This window comes from Serratia sp. PL7, from assembly GCF_945957435.1.
In genome coordinates this window covers 25,880-42,974 of sequence record NZ_CAMFLB010000003.1, presented here as the reverse complement: position 1 = coordinate 42,974, position 17,095 = coordinate 25,880, and the positions used below count along the sequence as shown (strand labels likewise).

Sequence of the window (17,095 nt, the reverse complement as noted above, 5' to 3'; positions counted from 1 at the left end):
GTCAGGCGACCTGAACCGGCACGGCTTTCGCCTTGCGCTGCAGGTTGTTGTCACCTTCGAAATAGGCGACTTTCGGGTGGTGCTGGCGGGCGTCGGCGTCGGTCATTTGCACATAGGAGCAGATGATCAGTTTGTCGCCCACGCAGGCGCAGCGCGCGGCGGCGCCGTTGACCGAAATGATGCGCGAACCGCGCTCGGCGGCAATGGCGTAGGTGGAGAAGCGCTGGCCGTTATCCACGTTGTAAATATCGATCGCTTCATATTCCAGAATGCCGGCGGCTTCCAGAAAATCCTGGTCGATGGCGCAGGATCCTTCATAGTGCAAGTCAGCCTGAGTGACTTTGACGCGATGCAGCTTGCCTTGCAGCATAGTACGTATCATAGCTTTACCTAACTGAATATCGGCCTTCACAGGCGCTGGGGTTGAACATCTCTCCTGCATCCCTGCAATCTCTATCGTCACCGATTGCTCCGCCATTGTCTACCAATGGCCAAGGCTTCAGGGTGACGACAGTATAAAAAACGGCTTATAGCGTCAGGTCAACCTGCTGGTTGTCGATAAGACGCGCCTTGCCCAGCCAGGCGGCCATCAGCACCACCGCCCGCTGGCTATCTACCGTCAGCGGCTGCAGGCTATCGGCGTCGCGAATAAACAGCTCATCCGGCGTAAAGCCGGCGGCGCGCAGTTGCTCGGCGGTCTGCTCCAACAGCGTTTCAACATGGCGTTCGCCATTGGCCAGCTGCTGCGCCAGCGCGTTCATGATCTTGCTCAGCTGCGGCGCGATCTTGCGCTCTTCGGCGGTCAGGTAACCGTTACGCGAGCTGAGGGCCAGGCCGTCTTTGGCGCGCACGGTCGGTACGCCGACGATATCGATGTCGTAACCCATGTCCGCCACCATTTTGCGGATCAGCGCCAGCTGTTGGTAATCCTTCTCGCCGAAGCAGGCCAAATCAGGCTGCACCAGGTTGAACAGCTTGCTGACGATGGTGGAAACGCCGCGGAAGTGGCCCGGCCGGCTTGCGCCTTCCAGGATGCTGGAGATGCCGGGCACGTCGACGTAGGTCTGCTGCTCCAGCCCCTGCGGATAGACCGCGGCCGGGGCCGGCGCGAACACCAGATCGACGCCGCGGCGGGTCAGCTTCTCGCTGTCTTCCTGCAGCGTGCGCGGGTAGCGCGCCAGATCGTCCGGCCGATCGAACTGCATCGGGTTGACGAAGATGCTCACCACCACCACGTCGGCGCGGGCACGCGCTTCATCGACCAGCGTCATGTGGCCGTCGTGCAGGTTGCCCATGGTCGGCACCAGCGCGATGCGTTTGCCTTCCTGGCGCCAGCGGCGGATCTGCTGACGCAGCATCGGCAGGGTTTCGATAATAATCATTGGGTGACTCCTGGAACCATCGCTTAGTTAAAAGAGTGTTCAGCCGCCGGGTAGAGGCCTTGCTCCACTTCCTGAATGTAGTGCTGCACCGCCGTGCGGATATCGCCGCTCTGCGCCAGGAAGTTCTTGGCGAACTTCGGCGTGTGGCCGCCGGTAATGCCGAAGGCGTCGTGCATCACCAGGATCTGGCCGTCGGTGCCGCTGCCGGCGCCGATGCCGATGACCGGAATGGACAACGCTTCGGTGATCTGGCGCGCCAGCTCGGTCGGCACGCATTCCAGCACCAGCAGCTGAATGCCGGCCAGTTCCAGATTCTGCGCGTCCTGCAGCAGCTGTTTGGCGGCCAGTTCGTCGCGCCCTTGCACCTTATAGCCACCGAACACGTTGACCGACTGCGGCGTCAGGCCCAGGTGGCCGCACACCGGCACGGCGCGCTCGGCGAGCATTTTCACCGTGTCGCACAGCCAGCTGCCACCTTCCAGTTTCACCATGTTGGCGCCGGCGCGCATCAGCTCGGCGGCGTTGGCGAAGGTCTGTTCCGGGGTGGCGTAACTCATGAACGGCAGATCGGCCAGCAGCAGGCAGGCCGGCGCGCCGCGGCGCACGGCGCGCGTGTGGTAGGCCACGTCGGCGACGGTGACCGGCAGCGTGGAGTCGTGGCCCTGCAGCGTCATGCCCAGCGAATCGCCCACCAACAGGACTTTGATGCCTTGCTCTTCAAACAGTTTGGCAAAGCTGGCATCGTAGGCGGTAAGGGTAGCAAACTTGCGCTGCTCCTGTTTCCACTGGCGCAAATGGGTCACGGTGGTGGGTTTCATCACAACGTCTCCTGAAACGGGCCGTGCGGCTTACGCAGGCCCAGGCTGCAAAAAAGTGCAGCCATTCTACTGTAACCCGATCGGGGTGGGTAGCGCGGATCGCCATGCTTAAGCGGTTCTTAAGAACCTTGTGGTGCAATGGCGCCAAGACTCAAAAGGGATACTCATGCGAATTCTGTTGATCGAAGATGACAAACTGATCGGTGACGGCATCAAGGCCGGGCTGACCAAACTCGGCTTCAATCTGGACTGGTTCACCGACGGCGCCGTCGGCAAAAATGCGCTGGACAGTGCGCCGTACGACGCGGTGATCCTCGATCTCAGCCTGCCGGGCCTCGACGGCCTGGATCTGCTGCGCCAGTGGCGCCAGGCGGGGCAGGACGTGCCGGTCCTGATCCTCACCGCCCGCGACGCGCTGGAGCAGCGGGTCAGCGGGCTGCAAAGCGGCGCCGACGATTACCTGTGCAAGCCGTTCGCGCTGGCCGAAGTGGCGGCGCGCCTGCAGGCGCTGATCCGCCGTCGCCACGGCCAACTGATGCCACAGCTGACGCACGGCAACGTGGTGTTCGACAGCGCCACCCGCAGCGTGAGCTGCAACGGCGAGCCGGTGACGCTGACGCCGCGCGAATTGGCGGTACTGGAGCTGTTTCTGCACAACAAGGGGCGGGTGCTGGCGCGGCCGTTGATCCAGGAGAAGCTGTACAACTGGGATGACGAGGTGAGCAGCAACGCGGTGGAGGTACATATTCACCACCTGCGGCGCAAGCTGGGCAACGGCTTCATCCGTACCATCCACGGCGTGGGTTACACGCTGGGGGATGCGCCGTGAAGCGTCTCAGCCTGCGGCTGCGCCTGATCCTGATCTTCAGCCTGCTGGCGCTGCTGACCTGGAGCACCGCCAGCGTGGTGGCCTGGGTGATGTCGCGCAACACCATCAACGAAGTGTTCGACACCCAACAGATGCTGTTCGCCAAACGACTGGCGACCGCCAACCTCGGCGATCTGCTGGCCGATGAAAGTGCGCGCAGCCTGCCGAAAACCAAGAAGCTGGTGCATCATGGCAAGCGCGGCGAGCAGGACGACGACGCGCTGGCGTTCGCCATCTTCGATCGCGACGGCAAGATGCTGCTCAACGACGGTGAGAACGGCGCTGATTTCCTGTTTGACGGGGAGCGTGAAGGTTTTACCGACGGTGAGCGCAAAGGCGATGATGACAGCTGGCGCCTGGTATGGTTGACCAGCCCGGACGGGCGCTACCGCATTGTCGTGGGGCAGGAGTGGGATTACCGGCGCGATATGGCGCTGGGCATGGTGACGGGCCAATTGGTGCCCTGGCTGGCGACGCTGCCGGTGCTGATGCTGCTGATCGCGCTGATGGTGGGGCGCGAGCTGCGGCCGCTGCGTGCGGTGGCCGCCGGTTTGCGTCGGCGTGCACCCGATGACGCCACGCCGCTGGATGCGCGCCAGGTGCCGACCGAGGTGCGCCCGCTGGTGGATGCACTCAATGCGCTGTTCGCTCGCATCAACGCTTTGCTGGTGCGAGAGCGACGCTTCACCTCCGATGCCGCGCACGAATTGCGCAGCCCATTGGCGGCATTGCGGGTGCAGACCGAAGTGGTGCAGTTGGCGGGGGATGATGCGCCGATGCGCGAGCACGCGCTGGACAATCTGACGGTCGGCATCGATCGCGCGACCCGGCTGGTGGATCAGCTGCTGACGCTGTCGCGGCTGGATTCGCTGTCGGATCTGGCCGAGCTGACGCCGATCGACTGGAACGATCTGGTGACGATGACCCTGGCGGAACAGGATCGGCAAGCCCATGCGGCGGGTGTGACGCTGCGCTATGAACATCGGGGAACGCCACCGCCGCGTCAGGGGGAAACCTTGCTGTTGTCGCTGCTATTGCGCAACTTGCTGGACAACGCGGTGCGCTATACCCCGCAGGGCGGCGTCGTCACCGTGACGCTGAGCGAACGTTCGCTGACGGTAGAGGATGACGGCCCGGGGGTGACCGCGGAGCATCTGGCGCGGCTGGGAGAACGTTTCTATCGCCCGCCGGGACAGGAACAAACCGGCAGCGGGCTGGGGTTATCTATCGTGCAGCGTATTGCCGGCTTGCATGGTTTACAGATCAGTTTCGCCAATCGCTCGGCGGGGGGATTCGTTGCGCGGTTGGCGCTGTAGGTAGGTCAGGATTTCGGTTTTGGCTGATGCCATAGCGCCATGCCGTTTTCCGGCACGCGCTTGAGGCAGCTGGCGAGCGGTTCGCCATCGGGGAAAATCAGATCGGGGGCGATTTCCGCCAGCGGGTAGAGCATGAATTCGCGCTCTTTCAGGCCGTAATGCGGTACGGTCAGGCGATCGGTATGGATCACCTTGTCGCCGTACAGCATGATGTCTAAATCGAGCGTGCGCGGCCCCCAGCGTTCATCCTTGCGCACGCGCCCCTGATTGCGTTCTATCGCCTGGGTATGGTCGAGCAGCTGTTCGGGCGGCAACAGGGTATCCAGCGCCACCACCGCGTTGAGAAAGTCCGGCTGGTTTTGCGGCCCCAGCGGCTTGGTGCGGTAAAACGAAGAACAGGTGACCAGCCGGGTGCGCGGGAGATGCTCCAGCGCCTCCAGCGCGGCGTTAACCTGTTGCAGCGGCTGCGCCAGGTTGCTGCCCAGCGCGATATAAACGCGGATCATTATGCCCCTTCTTTACGCGGTGCCCGGCGACGAGGACGGCGTTGACGCGCGCGGCGCGGCGCCGGATCGTCACCCAGGGTGCTCAGCATGGCTTTCTGCCGCGCCGGCGTGGCGTCTTGGAACTCACCCCACCACTCGGCCAGACGCAGCATCTCCTGATTGTCTTCCACTTCCGCACGCAGCGCCAGCAAATCATAGGCGGCGCGGAATTTCGGATGTTCCATCAGTTTGTGCGCGCGTTTGCCCTGACGGCGGGACAGGCGCAGCTGCAGCTGCCAGATATCGCGCACCAGCGTGGTGATGCGTTTCGGGATCGCCAGCGAGCGGCACTGCTCGTCGAGTACGTCGTTCATCGCCAGCGCGAAGGCGTCGTAGTACGCCAGGCCGCTTTCCTGCGCCAGCTTCTGCGCGTGCTCCAGCAGCGGGTACCACAGCATGGCGGCAAACAGGAAGGCTGGGTTGACGCGCATGTCGTTCTGCAGACGGTGATCGGTGTTCTTCAGCACCTGCGCCAGAATGCGCTCCATCGGCGTATCGTGGTTCGGCGTGAAGTTGCGGGCGATCAGCGGGAACAGCGGTTGGAACAGCTGGTATTCGCACAGCTTCAGGTAGGTCTGGAAACCGTAACCCGCCTGCAGCAGCTTGAGGGATTCTTCGAACAGGCGCGCCGGCGGGATCTCGTGCAGCAGCGAGGCCAGGCGCGGGATCGGCTCGGCGGTCTCTTCGCTGATGCGCATATCCAGCTTGGCGGCGAAGCGCACCGCGCGCAGCATGCGCACCGGATCTTCGCGGTAGCGGGTTTCTGGATCGCCAATCAGGCGGATCACGCCTTGCTTCAGATCGTTCAGGCCGCCGACGTAATCGCGCAGGGTGAAATCCGCCACGCCGTAGTACAGGCTGTTGATGGTGAAATCACGGCGCTGGGCGTCCTCCTCGATCGAACCGAAGATGTTGTCGCGCAGCAGCATGCCGTTTTGCGCCTGCTGAGACGAGTTCTTGTCGGATTCCTGATTCTGTTCGTGGTGACCGCGGAAGGTGGCCACTTCGATGATCTCCGGCCCGAACATCACGTGCGCCAAGCGGAAACGGCGGCCGACCAGGCGGCAGTTGCGGAACAGCTTGCGCACTTGCTCCGGCGTGGCGTTGGTGGTGATGTCGAAGTCTTTCGGCTTTTTGCCGAGCAACAGATCGCGCACCCCGCCGCCGACCAGATAGGCCTCGTAGCCGGACTTGTTCAGGCGATAAAGCACTTTCAGCGCATTTTCGCTGATGTCTTTACGGGAGATCGAGTGCTGTTCGCGCGGGATCACGGTCATCGAGTCGTTGCTCTCGGCGATAGGAAAAGGCGGACGCTTGCGCGGCGTTGAGCGGCGGGCAGGGGCGTTGCTGCCGTTATCGGCGGCGCGCGGCTGCGGCGCAGGGCGGCTTGGCGCCGCGGCACGCTCTTCGCGGACTACGTTTTTATCGCCGGCCGCCGCGTCGTCGCGGGGCAGCTTGTCATCGCGGGTCAGTACCTTACGACAGAAGTTGGCTACTCGGGTAAAAATGGTACACCTCGATAGTGACTGATAAAAATGGAGCTAACAAAAAATAGCGGCTAATCATAGCTCACCATGGCTCCTTTGAGAATGCCGGCGTGTTTTCATCCAGAGGGATAGCCTCCTGACGCGGCACGTTTTCCAACCGCCAGTGTTCGATCGCCCAGCTCAATAATAATGGCAGGTCAAGATCTTGCCAGCTTTCCGGCAGCGGTTGGCGCAGAAATTTCAGCGCGGCGATCAGCACCGGCCGCGGATCGCCAGCGGGCAATGCCGGCGCATGGTTTTGCTTCGACAGCTTGATGCCGTTGGCACCCAGCGCCAGCGGCAGATGCACATAAGTGGGCACCGGCGCCTGCAGCTGGCGGTAAAGGGCAATTTGGCGCACCGTCGGTTCGATCAGATCGGCGCCGCGGACAATCTCGGTCACGCCCTGAAAATGGTCGTCGATCACCACCGCCAGATTGTAAGCGAACAGCCCGTCGCGGCGGCGAATGATAAAGTCTTCCCCCGCCAGCGCCGGATCGGCGTGCAATTCTCCCTGCAGGCGATCGTGGAACCGGTAAACGGGGGCGGTCTGACGCAAGCGGATGGCGGCACCCTGCGGGCCGAGCTGCAAATCGCGGCAGTGGCCGTCGTACAATCCGCCGATGTGCTGGATGCGGCTGCGGGTGCAGGTGCAGTAATAGCTGAGCCCCTGGCGCTGCAACAGATCCAGCGCGGCGCGATAGGCGTCGTGACGTTGGGATTGATAGATGACCTGGCCGTCCCAGTGGAGACCATAATGTTCCAGCGCGGACAGGATGCGAGCGGCGGCGCCGGGGACTTCGCGCGGCGGGTCGATATCTTCGATGCGAACCAGCCACTGCCCGCGTTGGGCGCGAGCCTGAAGGTAGCTTCCCAGAGCGGCAATCAGCGAACCGAAATGCAGATCCCCGGAAGGCGATGGGGCAAAGCGCCCCACATAATGACTTTCTTGCATATCAGAGGGGAGAGGTTCCCTTTTCTCTGTGCGGCGCACGCAGGTGCGCACGCCGCAGCGGTAACAACGGTATTAGCCGGCCATCTGCTTTTCGCGGATCTCAGCCAGCGTCTTGCAGTCGATGCACAGATCGGCGGTCGGACGCGCTTCGAGGCGACGAATGCCGATCTCCACGCCACAAGATTCGCAGTAGCCGAAATCATCGTCTTCCACTTTCTTCAGCGTTTTCTCGATCTTTTTGATCAGTTTGCGTTCACGGTCACGGTTACGCAGTTCAAGGCTGAACTCTTCTTCCTGGGTAGCGCGGTCGGCCGGATCAGGGAAGTTGGCTGCCTCTTCTTGCATATGCGATACAGTACGGTCCACTTCGTCCCTGAGCTGGTTGCGCCACGCTTCAAGAATGCGCTTGAAATGCGACAACTGGGCGTCGTTCATGTACTCTTCGCCCGGCTTCTCTTGGTACGGCTCCACCCCAGCGATGGCGAGAATGCTCAAGGACGAGGTTTTACGGTTTTGCCCTTCTTGCATGTTGCTTCTCCTACATACACACGCACTATCGAATCCCCAATGCGGGGGAAAAACAGGCCGCTATAAATAACAGAAGGAAGGTAGGTTGGCAATTATTCCTGTCGCCCGCTTGACAATCGTGTGAAGGAGGGCGTATTTGGCGATCGTGCTGGCCGGTTGTCTATTTATAGGGACCCGACTGCGCTAATCGATAAAAAACGGCAGCTTATCGCAGAGATAAATACCGTCAGGTGATAATTTTGCCCCATAGCAAACCACTTCCACTCCCAACTGCCGGACCTGTGCCAACAGCGCCGCATAGCGCTCATCTATATGATGTGCCGGTGCGACCTGCTCAATACCGCTGTGTAACACGGCAAAGAACAACACCGCCCGTTGCCCGCTTTCAACCACGCTGAGCAACTCACGCAGGTGCTTTTGCCCTCTGAGCGTTACCGCATCAGGAAAGTAACCACGTTGTTGTTGCAGTAATGTGACTGACTTAACTTCAATATAGCAGTTAACCCGATTTTCTGCCTGTAATAACAAATCGATACGGCTGTTTTCACCGCCGTATTTCACTTCGCCACTAATTTTACTGTAACCGGATAATTCATTGATTAAATTGTGTTCAATCGCCTCGCGCACCACCGCGTTGGCGCGCAGGGTGTTGACGCAGATCCAGTGTCCCTGTTGGGTATGGGTCAGCTCCCAGCTGTGGGCGTATTTACGTTTGGGGTTGTCCGAGGTGGAGTACCAAACGGTATCGCCGGGCGTGGCGCAGCCGGTCATGGCGCCGGTATTGGCGCAGTGCAGCGTAAAGGTTTCCCCTTCCGGGGTGATCACGTCCGCCAGAAAGCGCTTGTAACGTTTGATCAGCGTGGCGGAACGCAGCGGTGGAGAGAAAATCATGCGGATGCCTGCTTGGCCAGCGGCCACTGTTCGAGGTGTTGATAGCGGGTGCGGCCGTTTTCGAACACCGACTCATATAAGGAAAAGGCGTCGGCGCTGAACGCCCAGCCCGGCGTCGCCGGCGGGATGGCCACCGGCTGGGTGGCGGCGCGCAACAGCGTGATGTGCGGATGGAACGGCAGCGCGCTTTGGTGGCAGCCGCTGCGGGCGGCCTGCGAACGCAGCAGCTCGGCCAGCTGCAGCAGCCCGCGCGGTGCGCGGCGGGTGCCGAGCCAGACCACGCCGGGGCGCGGCCAATGGCCGAGATCGTCGAGCCGCATGCTGAAGCCGGGTTGAACGATGCGGCCGGCCAGTTTGCGCAGCGCCAGCTCTTTCTGCGCGGTGACCTCGCCAAGAAACGCCAGCGTCAGGTGCAAATTGGCCGCCGCCACCGGTCGGCCGGCCTCCGGCGCAAACGCCTCGGCGCGCCAGCGGATCACCTGCTGTTGCAGGGTATCAGGCAAAGACAGGGCGAAAAACAGGCGGCGCGAATTGGACATGGGGGCTCGGTAAATAATGACAAATCCGTCAGGAACAGACTTGAATGCGGTTTGCAACGGTCTCGCGCGAAGCGGGGCGCATGGATGAGCTCCGTACTATAGCTAACGACGCCGCAGTTTGAAAGGCTACGGGGGCAAAGCTAATGCTACACTGTACGCCGTTTAACGTTAACCACCACGGAGAGTTCAGTGTCTTCATTGCCCGTCAGCGCGGTGCTTGATGAGTTGCTGGCTGCGCTGCAGTCCGCTCCTCAGGTGCTGTTGCACGCCCCGACCGGCGCCGGTAAATCCACCTGGTTGCCGCTGCAGATCCTGGCTAAGGCCGGATTGCCGGGGCGCATTATCATGCTGGAGCCGCGGCGGCTGGCAGCGAAAAATGTCGCTTACCGCCTGGCACAGCAACTGGGGGAGGAGCCCGGCCAGACCGTGGGCTACCGCATGCGCGCCGAAAGTAAAAGCGGGCCGCAGACCCGGCTGGAAGTGGTGACGGAAGGCATTCTCACCCGCATGCTGCAGCAGGATGCCGAGCTGCAGGGCGTGTCGCTGGTGATCCTCGATGAATTTCACGAACGCAGTCTGCAGGCCGATTTGGCGCTGGCGCTGCTGCTCGACGTGCAGCAAGGGCTACGCGACGATCTGAAACTGCTGATCATGTCGGCCACGCTGGACAACGTCCGTATGACGCAGCTGTTGCCGCAGGCGCCGGTGGTGGTGTCAGAGGGACGCAGCTTTCCGGTTGAACGTTTATATCAGCCGTTGGCCAGCCATCAGCGGCTGGAGGATGGCGTAGCGGCGGCGGTGAAGCGTCTGCTGGCCGAACAGCCGGGGTCTTTGCTGTTGTTCCTGCCGGGCGTAGCGGAGATCAATCGGGTGCTGGAGAGATTGACCGGCGAGGTGGCGAGCGATACCGATCTTTGCCCGCTGTATGGTGCCCTGCCTTTGGTGCAACAGCAAAAAGCGATTCAGCCGGCGGCGCCTGGCCGCCGCAAGGTGGTGCTGGCGACCAACATCGCCGAAACCAGCCTGACGATCGAGGGCATTCGGTTGGTGGTGGACAGCGGCCTGGAGCGCGTGGCGCGTTACGACGTACGCAACGGTTTGACGCGGCTGGCGACGCAGCGCATCAGTCAGGCCTCGATGGTGCAGCGTGCCGGGCGCGCCGGGCGCCTGGAGCCGGGCCTTTGCTGGCACCTGTTCGCCAAAGAGCAGGCGGAGCGTGCGGCGGAACATGCCGAACCGGAAATTTTACAGAGCGATCTCACCGGCTTCTGGCTCGAATTGCTGCAATGGGGGTGCCATGATCCGGCGCAGCTGACCTGGCTTGATGCGCCTCCGACGGCGGCATTGGCAGCGGCCAGGGCACTGTTGCACCGGCTGGGAGCCACGGATGACGGCGGCAAACTTACCGCGCCGGGGCGCCAGATGGCCGCGCTGGGGTGCGAGCCGCGGCTGGCGGCGATGCTGGTCGCCGGGGCGGCACTGAGCGCCGACGGCCTGGCGACGGCGGCGTTGCTGGCGGCATTGCTGGAAGAACCGCCGCGCGGCAGGCAGATGGATATCGGCTACTGGCTGAGCCGCCCGGAACCGAACTGGCGGCAGCGCGCCGCGCAGTTGACCAAACGCCTGCCGCAACGTGCGGGGCAAGTCGACGTCGATCTGGCGCCGCGCCTGTTGGCGCAGGCGTTTACCGATCGCATCGCCCAGCGCCGTGGCCAGGCCGGCCGCTACCTGCTGGCCAACGGCCTGGGCGTGGCGATGAACCAGGACGAGGCGCTGTCGCGCGCGCCCTGGCTTATCGTTCCCAGCCTGTTGCAGGGCCACAACAGCCCCGATGCGCGTATCCTGCTGGCGCTGCCGGTGGACATCGAAGCCCTGGCGGCGCAGCTGCCGGCGATCGTCACGCAGCGCACGGCGGTGGAATGGGATGAAGAGAAGGGCACGCTGCGCGCCTGGAAGCGCCAGCAGATCGGTCGTCTGACGCTGCGCGCTCAGCCGCTGGCCAAACCGGCGGACGAAGAGCTGCAGCAGGCGCTGCTCGACTGGGTGCGCGCACAGGGGTTGGCGGTGCTCAATTGGGAGGGGGCCGCTGAACAATTGCGGGTGCGCCTGCAGTGCGCGCAAGCCTGGCTGCCGGAGGCGGAGTGGCCGGCGATGGATGAAGAGCCGCTGCTGGCGGCGCTGGAGCAGTGGCTGTTGCCGTCGCTGAACGGCGTGCGCGATCTGCGCGGATTGAAGCAGGTCAACATCGCCGAGGCGCTGTCCCGTCTGCTGGACTGGCAGCAAAAGCAGCGGCTGGATAATGCGCTACCCACTCATTACACTGTGCCGACCGGCAGCCGCTTACCGATCCGTTATGAGGCGGGTAAACCGCCGGCGCTGGCGGTGCGTTTGCAGGAGGTGTTCGGCGAGCAGCGCAGCCCGATGTTGGCGGAGGGTCGCATCCCGGTGGTGCTTGAGTTACTCTCACCGGCGCACCGGCCGTTGCAAATCACCGGCGATCTGGCGGCCTTCTGGCAAGGCGCCTATCGCGAGGTGCAAAAAGAGATGAAGGGCCGCTACCCTAAACACGTTTGGCCGGACGATCCGGCCACGGCGGTACCGACGCGCCGAACGAAGAAATATCAGTAGGTCGCGATCATTTAAGGTTTGGAATTCAGATGTTTCTTCTGGTCAGCGCTGCGGCGTAGGCACAGATTAAGCGACTAATCATGGCCGGCAGTGTCGGCAAGCTCGGAGAACAACAGCCATGGCTGGGGATGACCGCGAGCCCATCGGGCGCAAAGGAAAACAACCAAAAAGCACCGCGTCGCGCAAGCCGCCGCGCCGTCGCCGAGACGACGATTATGACGATTACGAAGAAGACGAGTATGACGATGATGAGTATGAAGAGGAGGAGGAACGCATGCCGCGTAAGGTAAAAGCGACTCCGCCGCGTAAAAAACGCCGTTGGCTCGGCCTGTTTATCAAACTGATCCTGGTGATCGCCGTCTTGTTGGCAATCTATGGCGTCTACCTGGACTCGCAGATCCGCAGCCGCATCGACGGTAAAGTCTGGCAACTGCCGGCGGCGGTGTACGGCCGCATGGTCAACCTGGAACCGGGTATGCCGTACAGCAAGAAGGAGATGGTCAACCTGCTGGAAGGCATGCAGTATCGCCAGGTCAGCCGCATGACGCGCCCGGGCGAGTTTACCGTGCAGGCCAACAGCATCGAAATGCTGCGCCGCCCGTTCGACTTCCCGGATGGTAAAGAAGGGCAGATCCGTGCCCGCCTCGATTTCCAGAACAACCGTCTGGCGAAGATCGAAAACCTGGACAGCGGCCGCAGCTTCGGCTTCTTCCGCCTCGATCCGCGTCTTATCACCATGCTGCAGTCGCCTAACGGTGAACAGCGCCTGTTCGTGCCGCGTTCCGGTTTCCCGGATCTGTTGGTAGACACGCTGATCGCCACGGAAGACCGCCATTTCTATGAGCATGACGGCATCAGCCCGTACTCCATCGGCCGCGCGGTGCTGGCCAACCTGACCGCTGGCCGTGCGGTGCAGGGCGGCAGTACCCTGACGCAGCAACTGGTGAAGAACCTGTTCCTGACCAACGAGCGTTCGCTGTGGCGTAAGGCCAACGAAGCCTATATGGCGCTGTTGGTGGATTACCGTTACAGCAAAGACCGCATCCTGGAGCTGTATCTGAACGAGGTGTACCTCGGCCAGAGCGGTAGCGACCAGATCCGCGGCTTCCCGCTGGCCAGCCTGTATTACTTCGGCCGTCCGGTGGACGAGCTGAGCCTCGATCAGCAGGCGTTGCTGGTCGGCATGGTCAAGGGCGCGTCGCTGTATAACCCGTGGCGCAACCCGAAACTGGCGCTGGAGCGCCGCAACCTGGTGCTCAAACTGTTGCAGAACCAGGGCGTGATCGACGGCGAGCTGTATGACATGCTGAGCGCGCGTCCGCTGGGCGTGCAGCCGAAAGGCGGCGTCATTACGCCACAGCCGGCGTTTATGCAGATGGTGCGTCAGGAACTGCAAACCAAGCTGGGCGATAAGGTCAATGACCTGTCCGGCGTGAAGATCTTCACCACGCTGGATCCGGTGTCGCAAGACGCGGCGGAAAAAGCGGTCGAAGACGGCATCCCGGCGCTGCGCGCTGCGCGTCACCTGCAGGATCTGGAAGCGGCAATGGTGATCGTCGATCGCTTCAGCGGTGAAGTGCGCGCCATGGTCGGCGGCGCCAACCCGCAGTTCGCCGGCTTCAACCGCGCCATGCAGGCGCGCCGTCTGGTCGGCTCGCTGGCCAAGCCGCCGACGTACCTGACCGCGCTGTCCGAACCGGATAAATACCGCCTCAACACCTGGCTGGCGGATGCGCCGCTGTCGCTGAAACAGCCGAACGGCGCCGTCTGGCAGCCGAACAACTATGACCGTAAATTCCGCGGTCAGGTGATGCTGGTGGATGCGTTGGCCAACTCGCTGAACGTGCCGACGGTGAACCTCGGCCTGTCGGTCGGGCTGGATCAGATCAGCGCCACGCTGCAACGCCTGGGGATCCCGAAAGCGGAGATCAATCCGGTGCCTTCGATGCTGCTGGGGGCGATCGGCCTGACGCCGATGGAAGTCGCGCAGGAGTACCAGACCATCGCCAGCGGCGGTAACCGTGCGCCGCTGTCGGCGGTGCGTTCGGTGATCGCCGAAGACGGCACGGTGCTGTACCAGAGCTTCCCGCAGGCGGAGCGCATGGTGCCGGCGCAGGCCGCTTACCTGACGCTGTACGCGATGCAGCAGGGCGTGGCGCGCGGGACCTCCCGCTCGCTGTCGGTGAAGTTCCCGAACTACAACCTGGCGGCGAAAACCGGTACCACCAACGATCTGCGCGACAGCTGGTTCGCCGGCATCGACGGCAAGGAAGTGGCGATCGCCTGGGTGGGGCGCGACAACAACGGCCCGGCCAAGCTGACCGGCGCCAACGGCGCGTTGACCCTGTATCGCCGCTATCTGGAAAACCAGACGCCGCTGCCGCTGATGCTGCAGCCGCCGGAAGGCATAAACCAGATGAGCATCGACTCTGCCGGCAACTTTATCTGCGGCGGCGGCAGCTGGCGCACCATCCCGGTCTGGACCGACAATCCGCAGGGATTGTGCCAGGCCAGCCAGGCGGCGGTGCAGCAACAGCAGCAACCGGCGGCGGGTGAGCAAAAAGATGGCGATGGCGTCGCCGGCTGGATCAAGGATATGTTCGGTCAGTAATCGCTACCGGGGCGTCGGCCCCGGTGAAAATTTTTCTTTGTTATTAGGCCCGTAACCGTGGTTGCGGGCTTTTTTGTTTTTCCGCTCGTTTTATTTCCCTGTTAACTACATGGCTAAGCGCCTAATCCTTAACCTATTTGCCCTATGAATTCGGCTTGCAGTTTAATTTGGCTTCTGCATAAAATGCGACGCTTATAATAATTATTATCGTTTACATTCGTCATTTAATAATTCATCAGAGAAATAAATCATGCCGACCAAGCGTCTTTCATCATCCGCGGCCAAACAGGGCCGTCTCCCCGTCAGCGCGTTAGCGATCACCGTCGCTGCGGCGTTAGGCACGCTGGCGATGCCGGCTTTTTCCGCCGACGCCAAGCCGGCCGCCAAGGAAGACACGATTACCGTTGTGGGCGGCAGCAATTCCGCCCAGCAGGAAAGCGCCTGGGGGCCGGTCGGCACCTATGTCGCCAAACGTAGCGCCACCGGCACCAAAACCGATACGCCGATCGAAAAGAACCCGCAGTCCGTTTCCGTGGTGACGCGTGAAGAGATGGACATGCGCCAGCCGGATACGGTGAAAAGTGCTCTGGCCTATGCGCCGGGCGTATTCGCCAGCCGCGGCAGCTCCACGACCTATGACGCGGTGGCAATCCGCGGCTTCCCGGCTACCAACACCACCCAGTATCTGGATGGCCTGCGGTTGCTGGGCGACAACTACAGCGAAGCGTCCATCGATCCTTATTTCCTCGAACGCGCCGAGCTGCTGCGCGGCCCGGTCTCGGTGCTGTACGGTAAAAGCAACCCGGGCGGTTTGGTCTCGATGGTCAGCAAGCGGCCAACCACCGAGCCGCTGCGCGAAATCCAGTTCAAAATGGGTACCGATAACCTGTTCCAGACCGGTTTCGATTTCAGCGACGCGCTGGACGATCAGGGCATCTATTCCTATCGCCTGACCGGCCTGGCGAAAGACAGCGATACGCAGCAGAACATGAGCAAAGAGAAGCGCTATGCGATCGCGCCGTCCTTTAGCTGGCGCCCGGATGACAAAACCAACTTCACGCTGCTGGCCAACATTCAAAACGATCCCTATACCGGTTATTACGGCTGGTTGCCGAAGCAGGGCACGCTGATCCCATTGCCGGACGGCAGCAAACTGCCGACCGATTTCAACGAAGGCGAAGCCAGCAACTATATGGCGCGCAAGCAGCGGATGATCGGGTACAGTTTCGAACACGCCTTCAACGATACTTGGGCGGTGCGCCAGAACCTGCGTTATATGCAGGTGGACACCGATATGAAGAGCATCTACGGATTCGGCTTGTCATCACCGACGACGATCAATCGCGCTTACGTTCAGTCGAAAGAGCACCTGAACAATTTTGCGGTTGATACTCAGGCACAGGCGAAGGTGAAAACCGGCGATATCGACCATACGTTGTTGTTTGGCGTAGATTATTCGCGTATGCGCAACGATATCAATTCCGACTATGGTTCCACAGACGGCCTGAGCATGACCCGGCCGCAGTATGGCAATGATGTGGTCAATATCAACTTCCCATACAAGTACTTGAACCGTCAGGAGCAAACCGGTTTGTATGTGCAGGAGCAAGGGGAGTGGAACCAGTGGCTGTTGACGCTGGGCGGGCGCTATGACTGGGCGAAAACGTCGGCCAATAACCGCGTTCTCGGGTACACCAACGAACGCTCCGATGGGCAGTTTACCTGGCGCGGCGGATTGAATTACCTGTTCGACAACGGCGTGACGCCGTATTTCAGCTACAGCGAGTCGTTTGAACCGACCCTCGATACGTCAATCAATGGCCAGACCTTTAAGCCCTCGATCGGCAAGCAGTATGAAGCCGGTGTGAAATACGTGCCGAAGGATCGCCCAATCGTGCTGACTGGTGCGTTGTATCAACTGACCAAGAACAACAACCTGACGCCGGATCCGGATAACGCGCAGTTCAGCGTGCAGAGCGGCGAGATCCGTTCGCGCGGTGTGGAGCTGGAAGCCAAGGCGGCGTTGAATGCCAACGTCAACCTGATCGCCTCCTATACTTATACCGATGCGAAGTACACCAAGGACAACACCTATCAGGGCAAACCGACCGTCGAAGTGCCGAAACACATGGCGTCGCTGTGGGCGGATTATACCTTCCACGAAACGGCGGTGAGCGGTTTGACGCTGGGTTCCGGTGTGCGTTACGTCGGCTCCAGCTCGAGCTTCAACAGCGATAACACCACCTTCAAGGTGCCGGACTACACGCTGGTGGACGCCACCATTAAATACGATCTGGCGCGCTTTGGCCTGCCGGGCTCGTCCGTGGGCGTCAACATCAACAACCTGTTCGACAAGACCTACGTGTCGAGCTGCTACCGCGACTACGCCTGCTACTGGGGCGCAGAACGCCAGGTGGTCGCCACCGCAACCTTCCGTTTCTAACCGGATAGCCGGGGCGGCGCCGCGTCGCCCCGGACAAAGCAGGAT

General features: G+C 61.7%; 14 protein-coding genes. 5 read left to right on the top strand and 9 right to left on the bottom strand.

Annotated features, from left to right (window positions below):
- Position 1: 1 nt before the first annotated feature.
- The 3 genes from panD to panB form a co-directional block, all read right to left on the bottom strand.
- Positions 2-382 carry an aspartate 1-decarboxylase gene (gene panD / locus N6G83_RS18325; protein ID WP_004937544.1) on the bottom strand — a complete coding sequence of 127 codons (381 nt, stop codon included), beginning with the start codon at positions 380-382 and terminating at the stop codon, positions 2-4.
- A gap of 145 nt (positions 383-527) precedes the next feature.
- Positions 528-1,382 carry a pantoate--beta-alanine ligase gene (gene panC, locus N6G83_RS18320; RefSeq protein WP_049296228.1) on the bottom strand — a complete coding sequence of 285 codons (855 nt, stop codon included), beginning with the start codon at positions 1,380-1,382 and terminating at the stop codon, positions 528-530.
- A 23-nt stretch (positions 1,383-1,405) separates the two neighbouring features.
- The gene (gene panB, locus N6G83_RS18315; protein ID WP_025304226.1) at positions 1,406-2,200 is read right to left on the bottom strand and encodes a 3-methyl-2-oxobutanoate hydroxymethyltransferase; all 795 of its coding nucleotides are present in this window, start codon (positions 2,198-2,200) and stop codon (positions 1,406-1,408) included.
- 166 nt (positions 2,201-2,366) lie between these two features.
- Here panB and qseB point away from each other — a divergent pair, with 166 nt between their 5' ends.
- Positions 2,367-3,029, top strand: coding sequence for a quorum sensing response regulator transcription factor QseB (qseB, locus tag N6G83_RS18310; protein ID WP_004937550.1), 663 nt, complete (start codon positions 2,367-2,369; stop codon positions 3,027-3,029).
- Positions 3,026-4,384, top strand: coding sequence for a quorum sensing histidine kinase QseC (qseC, locus tag N6G83_RS18305; RefSeq protein WP_089181280.1), 1,359 nt, complete (start codon positions 3,026-3,028; stop codon positions 4,382-4,384). Before qseB ends, qseC begins: the two co-directional genes overlap by 4 nt.
- A 5-nt stretch (positions 4,385-4,389) precedes the next feature.
- On the opposite strand, the gene folK is transcribed toward qseC, so the two are convergent.
- The 6 genes from folK to thpR all read right to left on the bottom strand — a co-directional run bounded on the left by folK (position 4,390) and on the right by thpR (position 9,368).
- A complete protein-coding gene (gene folK, locus N6G83_RS18300; RefSeq protein ID WP_043141296.1) occupies positions 4,390-4,890 on the bottom strand; it encodes a 2-amino-4-hydroxy-6-hydroxymethyldihydropteridine diphosphokinase in 501 nt (166 codons plus the stop codon).
- On the bottom strand, positions 4,890-6,437 hold the full coding sequence (gene pcnB, locus N6G83_RS18295; protein ID WP_071826146.1) for a polynucleotide adenylyltransferase PcnB: 1,548 nt from the start codon (positions 6,435-6,437) through the stop codon (positions 4,890-4,892). Before pcnB ends, folK begins: the two co-directional genes overlap by 1 nt.
- Before the next feature lie 61 nt (positions 6,438-6,498).
- A complete protein-coding gene (gluQRS, locus tag N6G83_RS18290; protein ID WP_025304222.1) occupies positions 6,499-7,410 on the bottom strand; it encodes a tRNA glutamyl-Q(34) synthetase GluQRS in 912 nt (303 codons plus the stop codon).
- Positions 7,411-7,482: 72 nt separating this feature from the next.
- On the bottom strand, positions 7,483-7,938 hold the full coding sequence (gene dksA / locus N6G83_RS18285) for an RNA polymerase-binding protein DksA (protein ID WP_004937569.1): 456 nt from the start codon (positions 7,936-7,938) through the stop codon (positions 7,483-7,485).
- 183 nt (positions 7,939-8,121) lie between these two features.
- Positions 8,122-8,829, bottom strand: coding sequence for a DNA/RNA nuclease SfsA (sfsA, locus tag N6G83_RS18280; RefSeq protein ID WP_060448072.1), 708 nt, complete (start codon positions 8,827-8,829; stop codon positions 8,122-8,124).
- Positions 8,826-9,368, bottom strand: a complete 543-nt coding sequence (gene thpR, locus N6G83_RS18275; protein ID WP_043141288.1) for an RNA 2',3'-cyclic phosphodiesterase — start codon at positions 9,366-9,368, stop codon at positions 8,826-8,828. The genes sfsA and thpR overlap by 4 nt, the downstream gene beginning before the upstream one ends.
- A gap of 189 nt (positions 9,369-9,557) precedes the next feature.
- Between thpR and hrpB the strand changes: the two genes are divergently transcribed.
- The 3 genes from hrpB to fhuA all read left to right on the top strand — a co-directional run bounded on the left by hrpB (position 9,558) and on the right by fhuA (position 17,050).
- The gene (gene hrpB / locus N6G83_RS18270) at positions 9,558-11,996 is read left to right on the top strand and encodes an ATP-dependent helicase HrpB (protein WP_260515632.1); all 2,439 of its coding nucleotides are present in this window, start codon (positions 9,558-9,560) and stop codon (positions 11,994-11,996) included.
- A gap of 118 nt (positions 11,997-12,114) precedes the next feature.
- Complete coding sequence (gene mrcB, locus N6G83_RS18265; RefSeq protein ID WP_025304218.1) at positions 12,115-14,607, top strand: bifunctional glycosyl transferase/transpeptidase; 2,493 nt, start codon at positions 12,115-12,117, stop codon at positions 14,605-14,607.
- Positions 14,608-14,857: 250 nt separating this feature from the next.
- A complete protein-coding gene (fhuA, locus tag N6G83_RS18260; protein WP_043141280.1) occupies positions 14,858-17,050 on the top strand; it encodes a ferrichrome porin FhuA in 2,193 nt (730 codons plus the stop codon).
- The last annotated feature ends 45 nt before the right edge of the window (positions 17,051-17,095 follow it).

Coding starts and splice junctions, on each gene's coding strand:
- panD (WP_004937544.1), bottom strand. CDS start 382: ATGATACGTACTATGCTGCAAGGCAAGCTGCATCGCGTCAAAGTCACT.
- panC (WP_049296228.1), bottom strand. CDS start 1,382: ATGATTATTATCGAAACCCTGCCGATGCTGCGTCAGCAGATCCGCCGC.
- panB (WP_025304226.1), bottom strand. CDS start 2,200: ATGAAACCCACCACCGTGACCCATTTGCGCCAGTGGAAACAGGAGCAG.
- qseB (WP_004937550.1), top strand. CDS start 2,367: ATGCGAATTCTGTTGATCGAAGATGACAAACTGATCGGTGACGGCATC.
- folK (WP_043141296.1), bottom strand. CDS start 4,890: ATGATCCGCGTTTATATCGCGCTGGGCAGCAACCTGGCGCAGCCGCTG.
- gluQRS (WP_025304222.1), bottom strand. CDS start 7,410: ATGCAAGAAAGTCATTATGTGGGGCGCTTTGCCCCATCGCCTTCCGGG.
- dksA (WP_004937569.1), bottom strand. CDS start 7,938: ATGCAAGAAGGGCAAAACCGTAAAACCTCGTCCTTGAGCATTCTCGCC.
- sfsA (WP_060448072.1), bottom strand. CDS start 8,829: ATGATTTTCTCTCCACCGCTGCGTTCCGCCACGCTGATCAAACGTTAC.
- thpR (WP_043141288.1), bottom strand. CDS start 9,368: ATGTCCAATTCGCGCCGCCTGTTTTTCGCCCTGTCTTTGCCTGATACC.
- mrcB (WP_025304218.1), top strand. CDS start 12,115: ATGGCTGGGGATGACCGCGAGCCCATCGGGCGCAAAGGAAAACAACCA.
- fhuA (WP_043141280.1), top strand. CDS start 14,858: ATGCCGACCAAGCGTCTTTCATCATCCGCGGCCAAACAGGGCCGTCTC.